General features: G+C 71.9%; 13 protein-coding genes and 1 riboswitch. Of the genes, 7 read left to right on the top strand and 6 right to left on the bottom strand.

Annotated elements, in window-relative coordinates:
* The first annotated feature begins 236 nt into the window (after positions 1-236).
* Positions 237-1,502, top strand: coding sequence for a hypothetical protein (locus tag ACFY6S_RS14850; protein ID WP_388816037.1), 1,266 nt, complete (start codon positions 237-239; stop codon positions 1,500-1,502).
* 184 nt (positions 1,503-1,686) lie between these two features.
* Positions 1,687-2,211 (top strand): DoxX family protein, encoded by a 525-nt coding sequence (locus tag ACFY6S_RS14845; protein WP_388816034.1) that lies wholly within the window; start codon positions 1,687-1,689, stop codon positions 2,209-2,211.
* 156 nt (positions 2,212-2,367) lie between these two features.
* Here the strand turns inward: ACFY6S_RS14845 and ACFY6S_RS14840 are convergent, their stop codons facing one another.
* Positions 2,368-3,729 (bottom strand): PspC domain-containing protein, encoded by a 1,362-nt coding sequence (locus ACFY6S_RS14840; RefSeq protein WP_388816031.1) that lies wholly within the window; start codon positions 3,727-3,729, stop codon positions 2,368-2,370.
* 158 nt (positions 3,730-3,887) lie between these two features.
* Between ACFY6S_RS14840 and ACFY6S_RS14835 the strand changes: the two genes are divergently transcribed.
* Both ACFY6S_RS14835 and ACFY6S_RS14830 read left to right on the top strand, forming a co-directional pair.
* The gene (locus tag ACFY6S_RS14835) at positions 3,888-5,186 is read left to right on the top strand and encodes a PspC domain-containing protein (protein ID WP_388816027.1); all 1,299 of its coding nucleotides are present in this window, start codon (positions 3,888-3,890) and stop codon (positions 5,184-5,186) included.
* 157 nt (positions 5,187-5,343) lie between these two features.
* Positions 5,344-6,072: a LuxR C-terminal-related transcriptional regulator gene (locus ACFY6S_RS14830; RefSeq protein ID WP_388816024.1), complete on the top strand. Its 729-nt coding sequence runs from the start codon at positions 5,344-5,346 to the stop codon at positions 6,070-6,072.
* Positions 6,073-6,185: 113 nt separating this feature from the next.
* Here the strand turns inward: ACFY6S_RS14830 and ACFY6S_RS14825 are convergent, their stop codons facing one another.
* Entirely contained in the window at positions 6,186-6,566 is a 381-nt protein-coding gene (locus tag ACFY6S_RS14825) for a hypothetical protein (protein ID WP_388816021.1), read from the bottom strand.
* Positions 6,567-6,767: 201 nt separating this feature from the next.
* Positions 6,768-7,811: an NlpC/P60 family protein gene (locus tag ACFY6S_RS14820; protein WP_388817953.1), complete on the bottom strand. Its 1,044-nt coding sequence runs from the start codon at positions 7,809-7,811 to the stop codon at positions 6,768-6,770.
* 382 nt (positions 7,812-8,193) lie between these two features.
* Between ACFY6S_RS14820 and ACFY6S_RS14815 the strand changes: the two genes are divergently transcribed.
* The gene (locus ACFY6S_RS14815; protein ID WP_388816019.1) at positions 8,194-8,547 is read left to right on the top strand and encodes a hypothetical protein; all 354 of its coding nucleotides are present in this window, start codon (positions 8,194-8,196) and stop codon (positions 8,545-8,547) included.
* A 55-nt stretch (positions 8,548-8,602) separates the two neighbouring features.
* Here ACFY6S_RS14815 and ACFY6S_RS14810 read toward each other — a convergent pair whose 3' ends face one another.
* Complete coding sequence (locus ACFY6S_RS14810; RefSeq protein WP_388816016.1) at positions 8,603-10,120, bottom strand: MFS transporter; 1,518 nt, start codon at positions 10,118-10,120, stop codon at positions 8,603-8,605.
* Positions 10,121-10,164: 44 nt separating this feature from the next.
* Positions 10,165-11,040, bottom strand: coding sequence for an alpha/beta hydrolase (locus tag ACFY6S_RS14805; protein ID WP_388816013.1), 876 nt, complete (start codon positions 11,038-11,040; stop codon positions 10,165-10,167).
* Positions 11,041-11,131: 91 nt separating this feature from the next.
* On the opposite strand from ACFY6S_RS14805, the gene ACFY6S_RS14800 reads away from it, so the two are divergent.
* Complete coding sequence (locus tag ACFY6S_RS14800) at positions 11,132-12,067, top strand: LysR family transcriptional regulator (RefSeq protein ID WP_388816010.1); 936 nt, start codon at positions 11,132-11,134, stop codon at positions 12,065-12,067.
* Between the two features lie 119 nt (positions 12,068-12,186).
* Here ACFY6S_RS14800 and ACFY6S_RS14795 read toward each other — a convergent pair whose 3' ends face one another.
* A complete protein-coding gene (locus ACFY6S_RS14795) occupies positions 12,187-13,479 on the bottom strand; it encodes an NlpC/P60 family protein (RefSeq protein ID WP_388816007.1) in 1,293 nt (430 codons plus the stop codon).
* Positions 13,478-13,653: riboswitch (cyclic di-AMP (ydaO/yuaA leader) on the bottom strand. It overlaps the preceding gene by 2 nt.
* Before the next feature lie 332 nt (positions 13,654-13,985).
* On the opposite strand from ACFY6S_RS14795, the gene pcrA reads away from it, so the two are divergent.
* On the top strand, positions 13,986-16,496 hold the full coding sequence (gene pcrA, locus ACFY6S_RS14790; RefSeq protein WP_388816004.1) for a DNA helicase PcrA: 2,511 nt from the start codon (positions 13,986-13,988) through the stop codon (positions 16,494-16,496).
* The last annotated feature ends 43 nt before the right edge of the window (positions 16,497-16,539 follow it).

Raw genomic sequence — 16,539 nt, 5'->3', positions numbered from 1 at the left:
CCGACCGGTATCCACCGTGGGTGACCTGAGCTGAAAGAACCATTTCCGATCGGAATCGATCCGACGGCGATCAATCAGCTTCGTTCCAGGGAGGATTGAGCCCGCAGGGTCAACACCGTGACGATGTTGTCACCCGCTCCGGCCGGGCAAACTCCGCGAACCTCTCCCTCGGTGCGGGACAATTCCCTTGCGTTGCAAGGAAGTTCACCTACGGGACGGGAAGGGCGGCAATCGGCGTGGCGGTGCAGGAGGCGAGGCAGGGCGCGCACGGCGGTGGCTGTACGTGTGGGGGCTGTCCGCACGGGGCCCGGGAGGGGCATCGGCGGGCGGTGGCCGCGTTCCTGCTGAAGCGGGACGAGCTGGCCGCCGGCCAGGGGCTGCCGGGGGCGGTCGCGCACTCGGTGGGGGCCTCTCGGCAGTGGGTGTCCGACGAACTCACCCAGTCCGCACGGGCCGTGGCCGATCGCGGCCGGGAGGCGGGCGACGCCTGGCTGCACGCCGTATGGCGGCACACCCTGCTGGTCGTCTGGGGCGGTGTACTCGTGCTCGCGCTCGCCCAGGCGGTCACCGCGACCGGAGTGGGCTGGTCGGTCGCGCGCACGGCGGGGCTGGCGGCCGCGCTGGTCGTCGCGGTGCCGCTGACCGTCGCCGCCAGGGCGCACCGGGCCCGTGGCGGACTGCTGGCGCCGCTGATCGGTGAGGACAACCGGCTGTCGACATCGCGGACCGTCGCCTCCGCCTGGGTGTCGTTCGCGGTGTTCGCGGTGCTCGTGCTCGCCCTTCAGCTCGCGGGCGCTTCCGGGCACGACCGGCGCGACGCGCTGATCGCCGGACTCGATCTGGCCCGGGGCGCGGGCCTGGTGACCGTGCTGGCCGTGGTGTGCGCCATCGCCGTGGCCGTACGCCGCGTGGTGTCCGAACGGGTGCTGGCGCGGCGGCTCCAGAAGGTACGGGCCGAGCGGCCCCGGCTCGCGGATCTGCTCTGCGACGACGGCGGTCGCGCCGGTTTCACCGATGTGCAGTACGTCCTGGTCAACGGGGTCGCGGTGCTCTTCGCCGCGGTCCGGCTGGCCCGGCGGCCCGAACAGCTTCCCGATCTGCCCTGGTCGCTGGCGCTCCTGGTCGTCGTCTCCGCCGCCACCTACTTCGCCGGGAAGTACGCGGAGGGCGGGCGGCCGGTCATCCTGTCCGTGGTGCGGGTCAGGGAGGCCGGCGATCTGGACGCTCCCATTCGTACCGGCGACGACATCGAGATCCGGGGCGCCGGCTTCGTACCGCCCGGCGCGGGGACGCCGGACCGGCTGGCGCGGATGGTCGTACGGATCGGCACGGTCCACGTCCATGTCCCGTTGGTGCCCGTCCCGGGCGGCTTCGCCAACCCGGCGGACGGCTGTCTCACCGTGCCCGTCCCGGTGGAGGTGGAGCCGGGAGCGGTCGAGGTGCAGGTCGTGACGGCGGCCGGGGTGGAGACCAACCGTGTGATCGTCGAAGTGCAGGACTGAGAACCCCTTTCCATCCCGGAGTCCACGCGGAACCGAACCGGCTCCCCCTGAACGCCCGCAACGGAACTGACTGCGACTGAACGAATTCCGTCCACTGTTATTCGACTTTGGTGCGGGCTGGTTCACTGGGGTCCTGATGTGTTCGCGGCTGTGCGCGGACCGACAGGGGAGAGGCGGACCAGCGATGACGTATGGCTATCGGACGGACACCTACGGGCTGGGCGTCGGCGGCGGTGGCCGGGGCGGCCTGCGCGAGAGCGCCGCACGCTACGCCCTGCTCCCGCTGCGCGTCTTCCTCGGCGTCACCTTCATCTACGCGGGCATCGACAAGCTCACCCAGAGCGGCTTCCTCGCGGCGACCGGCACCGGGTCCATCGGGGAGCTGATGCGCGGGGTACGGGACAACTCCGCGATCCCCGCTCTGATGGACCTGGCCCTCAAGAGCCCGTCCGGCTTCGGATGGGCCATCGCGCTGGGTGAACTGGCCGTCGGACTCGGGACTCTCTTCGGGGTGTTCGCCCGGCTCGCCGCGGTCGGCGGTGTGCTGATCTCGCTCAGCCTCTGGCTGACGGTGAGCTGGCAGAGCACGCCCTACTACTACGGCAACGACCTGCCCTATCTCATGGCCTGGCTGCCGCTCGTACTCGCCGGAGCCCCGGTGTTCTCACTGGACGCCGTACTGGCCGGACGACGGCGGCGTATGCGGTAGTTCACCCAGGACGCGAGCGCCGCGAGGCACAGACCGTCCCAGACCACGACCAGGGCCAGATACCACGGGGTGTGCCAGGCGCCCGCGGCGTCGCCCAGATACGGCACGGCCGCGCCCAGGGCCGTCAGCCCCACGACCAGCCGGCCCGGTGTGAAGTCATGACGCGGCACGAGCCACCTCCACCTGGCCGAAGCCCACTTCGAGGTTCAGATCCAGTGTCCCCGCCCGCGCCGAGCCCGCGCTCGGCGGCAGCGTGATCTCCCGTGTCCGGTGCCGGGAGATGGTCACCTCGTCGGGACGCTCCCCGGGAAACCGCACATTCCCCAGATCGGCGGTGGCCTTCACCTTCACGGTCACTCCGTCCGGGACGACCACGCGCAGCTGCCCGGCCGCCACCCTGGCCGATGTGCTGACGCTCTGCCCCCGGGACACCGTGAGCGCCCGCAGGTCCAGGGTCCCCCGGCCCGTACTCAGCTCGTAACGGGGCTGGACGGCGGCGGCCGAGGCCGCCGTCCACTGCCGGTCGCTCCACCGCGTCGAGATGTCCTTCGGTATCAGCGAGGCTCCCGACAACAGCCCGGCCGTGAGCACCACCAGCAGGATCGTGCCCGCGCCCGTACGCCCCAGGAAGCTGCTGACGGCGAGACCCGCTCCGAACACGACGAGCGCGGCGGCCAGGCCGATCTGCACGCTCGTGCCCAGCGGCCGGCCCTCCCACGAAAGCCCCGCCCCCAACCCCGCGGCCAGCAGGGCGAGGAGGAAGACCAGCCCCGCTATGCCGCGCGGCCCCCGCGGACGCGCCGGGTGCGGCCGGGCCGCCCGGTGCCACCCCCACGGCTGCGCCTGGGCCTGGACCCCGGAGCCGTCCGGACCCCACAGATAGTCCGTCCCCGGCGGACCGAAACCGCCGGGGCCGACCCGGCCGTCCTTGGCGATCGGATCCCGCCACCACGAAGGGCTGCCGGGCACCGGTGGCGCCATGGTCTCCGGTGGAGCCTCCGCGACCACGTGCGCCGAGGCGGGATCCGACGGCGCGCGGTCCGCCGGAGCGCCGCGCCTGCGCTGGGACCACACGGCGACCCCCACGACCGCGATCGACAGCAGCGCGGCGAAGCTCAGCGTCTCGCTGTCTCCCAGCATCGACAGGAACAGCCCGCAGCCAATCAGCGCGAGCAGCACGGCGATCAGCGAAGCGCCGTCCACCCGCCCCGACAACAGCCTGCGCCCCTCGTTCTCCTCCTCGCCCTCCAGCGGAATCAGCAGCCAGGCGAAGCCGTAGAAGATCAGCCCGACGCCCCCGGTCACCGACAGCACGCCGATCACGATCCGGAAGACGACCGGGTCGATGTCGCAGTGCTTGCCCAGCCCGCCGCAGACCCCGGCGAACACCTTTCCCCGGCGGCTGCGCCGCAGCTGCGCGAGCGCGGGCGGCGGCGTGGCGGAAGGGAACGCGGAGCCCGAAGCGGAACCCGGCGCCGAAGGCGGCGCGGGCGGCGGTGGAGACGGCTGCTGGGTCATACGTCCATGGTGCGGGCGCGGGCGTCGCGGCTCTACCGGCACCGACCCCGGACTGTCCCTGATATTGGTCCCGGGCATCCTCGGGGACAGGGATCAGGGTCGGATCAGGGGTCCGTCCCTGATGCCCCCGCCCGGCCCACCGTGTGACCATCGATGACATGCCAGCCGCCCCGCCACGCGCCGCCCCGACCTCCTCCTCCCGTGCACCCGCGCCGGAGGAGCAGCCGGTGCGCAAGCTGTACCGCAGCGCGGACGGCCGGCTCCTCGGCGGCGTGGCGCGTGGGCTCGCCGGGCACCTCGGACTGCCGGTCGTCTGGGTGCGGATGGTCTTCCTCATCTTCTTCTTCGCGCAGGGGCTCGGTGCCCTGCTCTACGCCGTCTTCTGGATCGTCGTCCCGCTCGGCGTCGGTGGCACCGCCGCCGAATCGCGCTCCCTCTTCGAGATCAGCCCCGACGGCCGGCGCCGTCTGCGCAAGCCCGACAAGGGACAGGTCTTCGCGCTGATCGCCCTGGTGATCAGCGCCGGCACATTCATCGGGAATGTCAGCCTGGGCCGCAACGCGGCCGACCGCTACATCTGGCCGGCGCTCCTGATAGGCGCCGGAGTCGTCCTGGTCTGGCGCCAGGCGGACAACGCGCGCCGGGCCCGCTGGGCCGAGGTGGGCAGGAGCCGCCGGGCACTCCAGCTCGCCCGGAGTATCGCGGGCGTCGCCCTGGTCGGACTCGGCCTCGCCGTCTTCGTGGTGGTGCGCGGCTCGGCCGCCCAGTTCGGGAACGTGCTGACCGGAGCGATCGCCGTGGTGGCCGGGGTGGCGCTGCTCGCCGGGCCCTGGCTCGTCCGGATGACCCAGGACCTCTCCGAGGAGCGGCTGATGCGCATCCGCGCACAGGAGCGGGCCGAGGTCGCCGCCCATGTCCACGACTCCGTGCTGCACACGCTCACCCTGATCCAGCGCAACGCCGACGAGGCGGGCGAGGTCCGCCGGCTCGCACGCGCCCAGGAGCGCGAGCTGCGTGCCTGGCTCTACCGGCCGGAAGGCACGGGCAAGGACGAGGAGGACGAGCCCAGCACCCTCGCCGAGGCCGTCAAGCGGACCGCGGCGGAGGTGGAGGACCACCACGGGGTGCCGATCGAGGTCGTGGTCGTCGGGGACTGCCCGCTCGACGAGAAGCTGGTCGCGCAGACACAGGCGGCGCGCGAGGCGATGGTCAATGCCGCCAAGTACGGTGGCGCCGGAGGAGCGGTGCAGGTCTTCGCCGAGGTGGAGGGACGCACGGTCTTCATCTCCGTACGGGACCGGGGGCCCGGCTTCGACCCGGACGCGGTGCCCGCCGACCGGATGGGCGTCCGCGAATCGATCATCGGCCGGATGCGGCGCAACGGCGGCACGGCACGGCTCAGCGCGGCGCCCGGCGGCGGCACGGAGGTCGAGCTGGAGATGGAACGCGCGGAATGACACCGCGTCGCGCGGAGCACCGGCGTGCGGGCGACTTCCGGTCGCGCGAGCCGGGACCGTACGGTAATGATGCCGCGACGGGGCAGAGCTGTGCCGGGAGAGGCATCGGCGCCGCGCGGGCGGCGCCGGCGGGACAAGGGCGAGGGGCGAAGAGACCATGAGCGAGGGCGTACAGGCCGAGGGCACCCCGGCACAAAGCGCGGAGGGAGCCGGGGCCGGGAACGGCCGCCGCGCGCGGGTCGTGCTCGTCGACGACCACCGGATGTTCCGCACCGGGGTCCAGGCCGAGATCGGGCGTACGGACCTGACGGGCGTCGAAGTCGTCGGCGAGGCCGCCGATGTCGACCAGGCGGTCGCGGTGATCACCGCGACCCGCCCCGAGGTCGTGCTGCTCGATGTCCATCTGCCGGGTGGCGGCGGTGTGGAGGTGCTGCGCCGATGCGCTCCGCTGATGGGCGCCGTGGAGAACCCGGTGCGGTTCCTGGCGCTGTCGGTCTCCGACGCGGCCGAGGACGTCATCGGGGTCATCAGGGGCGGCGCCCGGGGCTATGTCACCAAGACGATCACCGGCACCGATCTGGTCGACTCGATCTTCCGGGTCCAGGAGGGCGACGCGGTCTTCTCACCGAGGCTGGCCGGCTTCGTCCTGGACGCCTTCGCGTCGACGGACGCTCCGCCCGTGGACGAGGACCTGGACCGGCTCACCCAGCGGGAGCGCGAGGTGCTGCGGCTGATCGCGCGGGGTTACGCGTACAAGGAGATCGCCAAGCAGCTGTTCATCTCGGTGAAGACCGTGGAGTCGCATGTCTCCGCGGTGCTGCGCAAACTCCAGCTCTCCAACCGCCACGAACTCACCCGCTGGGCGACAGCCCGCAGACTCGTCTGAGCCCACCGGGACCGGCCCCGGGGCGCACGTCGCGGAGCCGCCACCCGCCTTGCCCGTTACCCCCCTGCCCGTAACCCGCCCTGCCCGCTACCGGCCCTGTCCGTCACCCGACCTCATGAGCAGTGCCACCGGGTGACGTACAGCCGGCCCCCGCGATCCTCCAGCACCCCGCGCACGCACTCGCCCGGCTCGGTGTCGATCACGCCGGACAGCTCCGCGTGGCCGTGCCGGGTCGTCCGGGTGCCGAACCAGCCGGGAAACGCGGTGATCCGGTTGTCCTTGCGCTGGTAGCCGAGCCGTACGGAGACCTCGGGCCGGCCCGGACGCTGCACGTAGCGCGTGGTGAAGCCGCCCGTGCCGCCGATCGGGCCCTCGACGCACAGCCGGCCGCCGGAGAGGTCCCCGCAGCCCCTGGGCGTGACCCCGACGGGGGCGAGGACGAAGAGCGAGCCCACGAGGAGCCCGGTCGTACGGACCGCGGTGACACGTCTCACGGCTTGCCTCCTTCGCTGCCCCCTCGGTTCTGCGCTGTCCCGCTGCTCATCGTGGATCAGAGGAGAGGGCGGGGCACCCCGGCGGGCCCAAGCGGGGGCCAGCGCCCGGATCGAATGGCGGTGCGGGCGCGGCCCCACGCCCGGTGCTCCGGAAGGTACGCGGAGCCGGGACGCGGGGTCTCTTGGAAGGGCGCGCCCGCTCTAGAGGGGACGCGAGGCGCCGGCGAAGGGCATCTGGTCGATCGGCGCGAGCCGGACCGCCGAGCCGGGACGCGGAGCGTGGATCATCTGCCCGCCGCCGACATAGATCCCGACATGGCTGACCCCTGAGAAGAAGAAGACCAGGTCACCGGGGGCGAGCTGATCGCGGCTCACCCGCCGGCCCGAGCTGATCTGGGTGTACGTGGTGCGCGGCAGCGAGACCCCGGCCGAGCGCCAGGCGGCCTGGGTCAGCCCCGAGCAGTCGAAGGAGCCCGGCCCGGTGGCGCCCCACACATACGGTTTGCCGATCGCTCCATAGGCGAAGGAGACGGCCGCCGCCGCGCGCGAGTTCGGGGCCGGCACGGCGCCCACCCGCTCCCGTTGCCCGTCGGAGCCCGGAGCGTTCTGCTGGTCGTATCGGGCCCGCTGCGCGGTGGTGAGGCGGTCCAGCAGCCGCTGGGCCGAGTCCAGCTTCGCCCGGACGGCCGACTTGTGCCGGGCCAGCTCGGACTGCCGGGCCCTGAGATTCCCCGCCCGGCTGTCGGCCCGCGCGCGCAGCCCGGCGATCTGCCCGAGTTCCCGGCGGATCGACGCGACCACCGCGGCCTGCCGGGCGCCGGACCGTTCGGCCAGCGCCGCGCCTTCGAGGAACTCCTCGGGCTTGGAGCTGAGCGCGAGCTGTACGGCGGGATCGAGGCCGCCGGAGCGGTACTGCGCGGAGGCGATCGAACCGAGCTGGTCACGCGAGGTGTTGAGCCGCTCCGTCCTGCGGGCCGCCTCGTCCCGCAGCCGCGTGAGCGAGGCGCGGGCGTCGTCCGCCTTCACCTTCGCGCCGTTGTACCGCTCGGTGGCGCTCTCCGCCTGCTCGTACAGCCGGTCCACCTTGGCCTTGACCTGCGCCGTCGTCAGCCGGGGCTCGGCGTGCGCGGCCGAGGGGGCGCCCGCCGTGGTGGCGGTGGCGGCTCCGGCGAGCGCGAGAGTGGCGGCCGTCCGGCCGGCCTGGCCGGAGAGCGGGCGCTGTTTACGTTTGCGGTGCGCGGCCACGGGGGCTTCCACGTCCTTCTGTCCGTCTGGTGTCTCTGGGAAGGACGCTAAGCCTCCAGATCACGATCCGGCCTCGTCAGGACGGTATTGCCCGGAGCTGACAGTTCGGGAGGGTTTTACGATCGGCGCGCTACTGCGGTGACGTCATTCTGTGGCCGTGCCCGACCGGAATGCCGTGCCCGACCGGAATGCCGTGCCCGACCGGAGTGCGTGCCCGACCGGAGTGCGTGCCCGACCGGAGTGCGTGCCCGACCGGAATCGCGACAGGGGCCGGCCAGGGCCGCCGTACCGAAGAGTGGCGATATGGGCGGAACCAGCGCCCCTCCCGGCGATCCCTGCCCCGTCGCGAGGACGGCCGGTCGCGGCACATAGGCTCCGAACCATGGACGTACTCATCAATCTCTTCGTCGCCCTGCACATCATCGGCATAGCCTCGCTGCTCGGCGGCTTCCTCACCCAGATGAAGTCGATGAGCGCGGGGACGGCCCGGTTCAGCCCGGCGATGCTGCACGGCGCGCTGACGATGCTGATCACCGGGGTGGCGCTGGTGGGCCTCAACCAGGCCGACGGTCATACGCTGAACAACATCAAGATCGGCATCAAGATGGCCGTCCTGATCGTGATCCTCTGTGTCGTGTACGTGCAACGCGACGAGAAGACCGCCTCGAAGCCGCTGTTCGGTGCGGTGGGCGGACTGACCGTGGCCAATATCCTCATCGCGACGCTCTGGACCTGACGTACGCTCGCGTCCGTCGGCCAGGTCCTCGCGCGCGCGTAGGTCCCCCGTCATTTCATTGATCCTGTGGCGGGTCGAGGAGCGACGGTGATGTCGATGCCCGGATGCCTGCCGGTGGTTTCGTCGGGCAGCGCCTTGCGCCGTCCGGCGGCGTGCGCCGCATACGTGCCCCTCTCCGCCGACTGCTGTGACTGCTGTGACTGCTGTGGTCGCTCAGGGCCTTGGGGCCGGGCCGGTCGCGGAGCCGGAGGCTGATCAGCGCGGTGACGGTGAAGGCGACGGCCTGGTAGAGCATGGCGTGCAGGAACGCGGTGTCCGCGTCGGAGGCGGGGGCGTAGTAGGCGAGGCCGGCCGCGGTTACTCCGATGGAACCGCCGAGCTGCTGTGCTGTGGGCAGCAGCCCGGAGACCGAACCGGCCGCGGGGCCGTGCACCTGGGCCAGGACCAAGGCGAACACCGACGCGGTGAAGGCGCCGAACGCGGCCCCGCCGACGGCCAGCACGGGCAGTGCCACCTGGCGTCCACCCGTCGAGCCGACGAGCGGGACCAGTGCCAGGCACATCCCGGCCAGCACCAGCGACGCGGTGGTGAGCACCGCCGGTCCGTGACGGCGGGTGAGAGCGGGTGCGGCCCTGCTGCCCAGAACGGCGGCGGCGGCGAACGGCGCCGAGGTCAGTGCGGCTGACAACGCCGAGTACCCGACGGCGGACTGGAGGTGGAGAAAGAGCAGGTAGGTGAAGGAGGGCACCCCCGTGTTGAACGCGAACACCAGCAGTGTGCCCCTGCGCGCCGACCGGTCACGCAGCACCGCGGGATGGATCAGAGGGTCAGGTCGGTGCGGGAGGCTCCGGACGAAGTGGCCGAGGGCGGCCGCGGCCACGGCGAAACCCGCCCATGTCCACCAGGGCCAGCCCGCTTCCCGCCCCAGCGCCAGGGGCATGACCAGCGCGGCGGCTCCCACGGTGACCAGCAGCGCCCCCAGCTTGTCGACGCGGACTCCGTCCGTGCCGCGTATGCCGGGCAGTGCGGTCGCTCCGGCCAGCGAGGCGAGCGCCACCGGCACGGTGAGGAGCAGCACCGGCCGCCAGCCGAGGCCGAAGAGGTCGGCACTGAGGACGAGGCCGCCGATCAGCGGCCCGGCCAGCGACGCGACGGCCATGGCGGCGCCGTACAGGCCGAGGGCGCGCGGCCGGCGTGCCGCTGGGGTGACGGCTTGGATGAGCGAGAGGACCTGGGGGGCGACCAGGCCGCTGCCCGCGCCCTGCACGAGCCGGGCCGCGACCAGCGACGCGGCGTCGGGGGCACACGCGCCGGCCACCGAGCCCGCGATGAAGACCACGGTGCCGATCATGAACAGCCGGCGGTAGCCGTAGCGGTCGCCCAGCCGCGCGGCGGGGATGAGCAGGCACGCGTACGTCAGGGTGTATCCGGCGAGGACCAGTTGCACGGCGCCGGGACCGGCGCCCAGACCGGCCTGGATCGCCGGAGCGGCGACCTGGGCGACGGTGACGTTGAGCAGCTGGACGAAAGTGGCGCTGAGCACCACCGGCAGCACGAGGCGTCCGCTGCTCATGGAAGCAAAGCCGCGGCGAGTCATGGAAGCAAAGCCGCGGCGAGTCATGGAAGCAGAGCCGCGGCGAGCTCACGGGGCCGGGCGGCGAACGGGCTGTGGCCGCCCGGGAGGGTGCGCACGGTGAACGGATTGCCGGGCACGGCCCGGTCGGCTTCCGCGATCATCAGATCCTGCACGGCCACCGGCAGCGCCCGGTCGTCCGCACAGCGCAGGAAGGTCCGCGGGACGCGTCCCCACCGTTGCGGGGTCACGATGACCGGGGTGGTGGGGATCGCCAGCGGCAGATCGGGGCTCAGGGCCGAGCGCCAGCGGTCGAAGCGGTCCGGGGGGATGTCGTGGTAGTGGGTCTGCCGCAACTCCTCGACGTAGGCGGGGTCCTGTGAGAGCGGGTTGATCCGCACGGCGCCCAGTTCCCCGGGGTCGCCGAGATTGAGGCTCTGGCCCCGTGCCGTGGCGTTCTCGGGTGAGCCGAGGTAGTCGAAGAACCGAGGCCGTCCCGCCGGCACGAAGGCGGAGAGGTAGACGATTTCGTCGACGAGTTCGGGTGCCCGCTCGGCGGCCAGTGACGCGGGGCCGCCGCCCGCGCTGTGTGCGACGAGCACGACACGACGGTGGTGGCGGGCCTGGCGCAGCGTGTCCAGCACGGCCGTGGCGCAGTCGTCCATCGTCGCGGCGGCGAGCGCGGACTTCTCGGTCAGCAGGCCCGGCTGGCCGGGCCGGAGGTATCCGCTCGGCAGCGGTGCGTCGAAGCCGTGCCCCGGCAGGTCGACGGCCATGCTCGCGGCACCGAGTCCGGCGAGTGCGCGCTGCGTCGCCGCCCACTGCCCGGAGCCGTGCCAGGCCCCGTGCACGAAGACGAAAACGGTGCCCGGGGAGGAGGAATCAGTGAGGACGGTGCCCGGGGAGGAAGAATCAGTCATGACCGCATTCCACGCGACCCGGCCCCGGTCATCCACTGAAAGATCTGACAAGCTGGTCGGCAATACTTATCGGATATGACGGGAGGCCGGCGTGGAGGCACGGCATCTGAGGTACGCGTTGGCCCTCGCCGAGCACGAACACTTCGGCCGGGCGGCCGGTGCGCTGGGCATCGCGCAGCCTCCGCTGTCCAAGCAGATCGCCGACCTCGAACGGGAGGTGGGCGCCCGCTTGTTCGATCGAACCCGCCAGGGGGTGTTCCCGACGGCTGCGGGCGTGGCCTTCCTCTCCCGGGCGCGCAGGGCGCTCGACGAGATCAGGGCGGCCTCGGTCGACGCGGCCCGGGCGGCACGCGGCGAGACGGGCCGGCTGCGCCTGGGTTTCATCGCCTCGGCGCTGCTCGAACCCCTGCCGGACGTCCTCGGCCGGTTCGGCCGTGAACGGCCCGACGTGCGCTTGGAACTGCACGAGATGGCGACCAACCGCAGCACGGCCGCACTCGTCGCCGGCGAACTGGACGTGGCGATCGGCCTCGGCCGGCCACGGGGCGTCGGGGCCGAGCAGTTGGTATCGGTGCCGATCGGGCACGACCACCTGGTCGCGGTCGTGAGCAGCACGCACCCGTACGCGGGTCAGCCGTCGGTGGACGTGGACCGGCTGCGGCGACAGCCGCTGATCGTAGCGCCGGGCGAGGACGAGCCCGCGGTCGTCGCCGGGCTGCGGACCCTGCTGGGGAAGGACTCCCCGGCGCTCTCCGGCGCGACCGTCGCGAGGGACATCCACACGATCATCGGTCTCGCCGCGTGCGGTGTGGGTGTCGGTCTGGGGCCCTCCCGGATGCTGGCGGCCCCACGACGGGGCACGTGGCTCTGCGAGGTGACCCCGCGCACGCCCCTGCCCGATCTGGTGCTGTCCTTCAGCGCCCGGGACCGTTCCCCGGCACTGAACGCCTTCCTCGACGTCATCCGTACGAACTGCCCCGATGTCGGTGCCGCACTCGACCACCGGCTCGGCCCACCGAGTGGCTGAGGGCCACTCTCCGGAGCGATTCTCAGCGGTCTGTCGCAGGCGCCAAGTTGACGACAGACCGCCGAGCATCCGGCAGATCAGCGAGCGGCCCCACACCAGGGCCGTTGCGGCAGCGGCGGTCAGGCCGGTCGCACGCTGCCGTGGATCGGCATGTAGTAGATCGATTCCTCGCGGACGTTCGCGCCCGGCTTGGGAGCGTGGATCATCATGCCGTCGCCGATGTAGATGCCCACGTGGCTGATGTCGTCGTAGAAGAAGACCAGGTCGCCCGGGAGCAGGCTGTCGGTCGCGACGCGGGTGCCGGTGTTCACCTGGTCCCAGGTGGTGCGCGGCAGCTCCACTCCGGCGACCTTCCACGCGGCCTGCGTCAGGCCCGAGCAGTCGTAGGAGCTGGGGCCCGAGGCGCCCCGGACGTACGGTTTGCCGATCTGCGCGCGGGCGAAGGCGAGCACCTTCGCGGCCTTGGTGGCGTACGTACTGGCCGACGCGGCGGGCGCGCCACCCGCGCCGCTGCCCGTACCGCCACCCGCGCCGCTGCCCGTACCGCCGGCCGTCGTGGTGCTCGTACCGCTGCCCGTGTCCGCGTCCGGCGTGCCCGCGTCCGTGGCGGCCGGGGACGCGGTTCCGGCGGCAGCCGAGGTGCGCTCCCGCAGGTCGCGCCGCTCCTGGCGCTCGCGCTCGGCGGCCCGCGCCGCGTCGCGGGCCGCCGACTTGGACTTCGCCTCCGCCTCGCGCCGGGCCTCGGCCTCTCTCCTGAGCTCCAGCGCGGCCAGCCGGGCCCGCTCCTCGGCGGTCAGCCGCGCCAGCAGGGTGCGTGCCTCGGCCAGCTTCTTCTGGACGGTCTCCTTGCTGGTGCGCAAGGAAGTCGGGGAGTCGGTGAGCGACTCCGGGCCCTCGGTGGCCCGCGCGCGCCGCTTCGCCAGGTCGGCCTGCTGGGACTGGAAGTCCGCGACGGCGCTCCGCTGCCGCCCGGCCGGCCGGTCCGTCACCTCTTTCTGCTCCAGGAACGGCCGCGGGCCGTCCGCGAACATCAGGGCGGCGGCCGGCGCGACGGTGCCCTCCCGGTACTGGGCGGCGGCGTACGAACCGAGCGTGCGGCGGGCCTCGTTCAGCTTGTCCGCGCTCTTGGCGACGTTGTCGCGCACCCGGTCGACCGTGCGCTTCTGCTTCGCCGTGCTCGCCTTCGCCTTGTCGTACTGCCGCGTCGCGCTCCCGGCCTGGCGGTACAGGTCGTCGACCTTCTTCCGCACCTCTTCCACCGAGGGGTTCGGTTCGGCCGGTGTGGCGTCCGCGTTCTGCGTCGACAGCAGCGTGACCGAGGCGAGGGCGGCCGTGGTGACCCCGACGGCGGGGGAGTTGGTGCGGACTCCGCTGCGGTTGCGCGGCTTGCGATGCGACGCCAAGGTCGGCATCTCCTTCCGTGGACCGCCTACCGGGTTAGCTGTCGGGTTCGGGCGGAACGGAAGGCTGCCCTACGGGCCTGATGCGTACGGGGGAGCGTACGGCCCGATTCACCCCGGTGGTGCAGAGTGGGTCCCCGGTTTCGAACTTCCCTGCGGGAAGGCCGAATTCGGCGCGGGCCGCCCGCTTGGCGTGGGTCGCCTGGGGGAGACGGGCTGCCTGATCGAGCACGCTAGCCAAGTTGTGCTGCTGATGTGAAGGTGGATGGTCGATATGCCCGAAACATTTTCGTGACCATTTACGGGAGTGAGGTGCGAGGCGGGGCAATGGAGGGTATAGCGTCACGCTCGGTGATCCCCTGATCGCCTGACCGTAGGTTCTGCGAGGAGACGGAGTCCACCGTGAGGCCGGGGAACCGGGGAAAGGGCGCCCGCACGGGTCGGTGACGGTCCGGCTACGGGGAGACTTCGGAAGGCGGGCGCGGGCTGTCAGTGCGGCGGCCTAGACTCGGAAAGCGATGAGCAGCCTCTTTGACGACAGTTTCCTGGCGGACCTCCAGCCCTCCGGCGACGAACACCCGCCGCCGCCCGAGGAGCCGGACGACCATGCCCCGGAGCAGGTGCCCGACGACCTCTTCGGGGGCGCGTTCGACGCGCCCCCGGCCCGGGACCCGTACCACCGCGACGGTGCCCCGCGCACGGTCGTCGACCCCGCCGCGCTGCTCGACGGGCTGAACGACGAGCAGCGCGCCGCCGTCGTGCACACCGGATCGCCCCTGCTCATCGTGGCCGGGGCCGGATCCGGCAAGACCCGCGTCCTGACCCACCGGATCGCGCACCTGCTGGGGACCCGCGGCGTCCACCCCGGGCAGATACTGGCGATCACTTTCACCAACAAGGCCGCCGGCGAGATGAAGGAGCGCGTCGGACAGCTCGTCGGCCCGCGCGCCAACGCCATGTGGGTCATGACCTTCCACAGCGCCTGCGTGCGGATTCTGCGCCGCGAGTCGAAGAAGCTCGGCTTCACCTCGTCCTTCTCGATCTACGACGCCGCCGACTCCAAGCGCCTGATGGCCCTCGTCTGCCGCGATCTGGACCTCGACCCCAAGCGCTACCCGCCCAAGTCCTTCAGCGCCAAGATCTCGAACCTGAAGAACGAGCTGATCGACGAGGAGACCTTCGCCGGCCAGGCGGCCGACGGCTTCGAGAAGATGCTCGCCGAGGCGTACCGGATGTACCAGGCGCGGCTGCGCGAGGCCAATGCCCTGGACTTCGACGACATCATCATGACCACGGTCCATCTGCTCCAGGCGTTCCCCGACGTCGCCGAGCACTACCGGCTGCGCTTCCGCCATGTCCTGGTGGACGAGTACCAGGACACCAACCACGCTCAGTACACGCTCGTACGCGAGCTGGTGGGCCCCTCGGGCGAGGGAAGCCACCCGGCCGAGCTGTGCGTGGTCGGGGACGCCGACCAGTCGATCTACGCCTTCCGGGGCGCCACGATCCGCAACATCCTCCAGTTCGAGGAGGACTACCCGGACGCGACCACGATCCTCCTGGAGCAGAACTACCGCTCCACACAGACGATCCTCAGCGCCGCCAACGCGGTCATCGAGCGCAACGAGAGCCGCCGCCCGAAGAACCTGTGGACGAACGCCGGAGCCGGCGCCCGGATCACCGGCTACGTCGCGGACACCGAACACGACGAAGCGCAGTTCGTCGCGGAGGAGATCGACCGGCTGACGGACTCCGGCGACGCCAGGGCGGGCGACGTGGCCGTCTTCTACCGGACGAACGCGCAGTCCCGTGTCTTCGAGGAGATCTTCATCCGGGTCGGCCTGCCGTACAAGGTCGTCGGCGGCGTGCGCTTCTACGAGCGCAAGGAGGTCCGCGACGTCCTGGCCTACTTGCGCGTGCTGGCCAATCCGGAGGACAACGTACCGCTGCGCCGCATCCTCAATGTGCCCAAGCGCGGCATCGGGGACCGCGCCGAGGCGATGATCGACGCCCTCGCACTCCGGGAGAAGATCACCTTCCCGCAGGCGCTGCGGCGCGTGGACGAGGCGTACGGGATGGCGGCGCGCTCCGCCAACGCCGTCAAGCGTTTCAACACGCTGATGGAGGACCTGCGCACGATCGTGGAGTCGGGTGCGGGGCCCGCGACGGTGCTGGAGGCCGTCCTCGAACGGACCGGCTATCTGGCGGAGCTCCAGGCGTCGACGGACCCGCAGGACGAGACGCGTATCGAGAACCTCCAGGAACTGGCCGCGGTGGCGCTGGAATTCGAGCAGGAGCGCGGCCAGGCCGCCGGACGGGGCGAGGGCGAGAGCCAGGGTGAGGGCGAGGAGGCCGCGCCCGCGCCCGCCGGACCTCCCACCCTCGCCGAGTTCCTGGAGAAGGTGGCCCTGGTGGCCGATTCGGACCAGATCCCCGACGAGGACGAGGACGGCTCCGGGGTCATCACGCTGATGACGCTGCACACCGCCAAGGGCCTTGAGTTCCCCGTGGTGTTCCTGTCGGGCATGGAGGACGGCGTCTTCCCGCACATGCGTTCCCTCGGCCAGACGAAGGAGCTGGAGGAGGAGCGGCGGCTCGCGTACGTGGGCATCACGCGCGCCCGTGAACGGCTCTATCTGACGCGGTCCTCGATGCGCAGCGCCTGGGGACAGCCCTCGTACAACCCGCCCTCGCGCTTCCTGGAGGAGATTCCGGGCGAGCACCTGGAGTGGAAGCGGACCGGCGCGCAGATCCCGGCGGGTCCGACATCCGGGATCACGTCCTCGCTGTCGTCCTCGGCCTCCGCGCGGTCGCGGTCCGGCGGTCCGACGGGCTTCGCCACCCGGCGTACGACCGACAAGCCGGTGATCTCCCTGGCCGTCGGAGACCGCGTCACACATGATCAGTTCGGCCTCGGCACGGTCATGGCGGTGACGGGGACGGGCGCGGACGCGCAGGTGACGGTCGACTTCGGGGACACCAAGCCCAAGCGGCTGCTGCTGCGGTACGCGCCGGTCGAGAAACTCTAGGTCGCGGGACCCGACCGGATCGTGCCGGTGCCCTCTCCGAGGA

This window comes from Streptomyces sp. NPDC012835 (assembly GCF_042900885.1).
Classification (GTDB): domain Bacteria; phylum Actinomycetota; class Actinomycetes; order Streptomycetales; family Streptomycetaceae; genus Streptomyces.
This window is presented reverse-complemented; position numbering and strand designations above follow the sequence as displayed.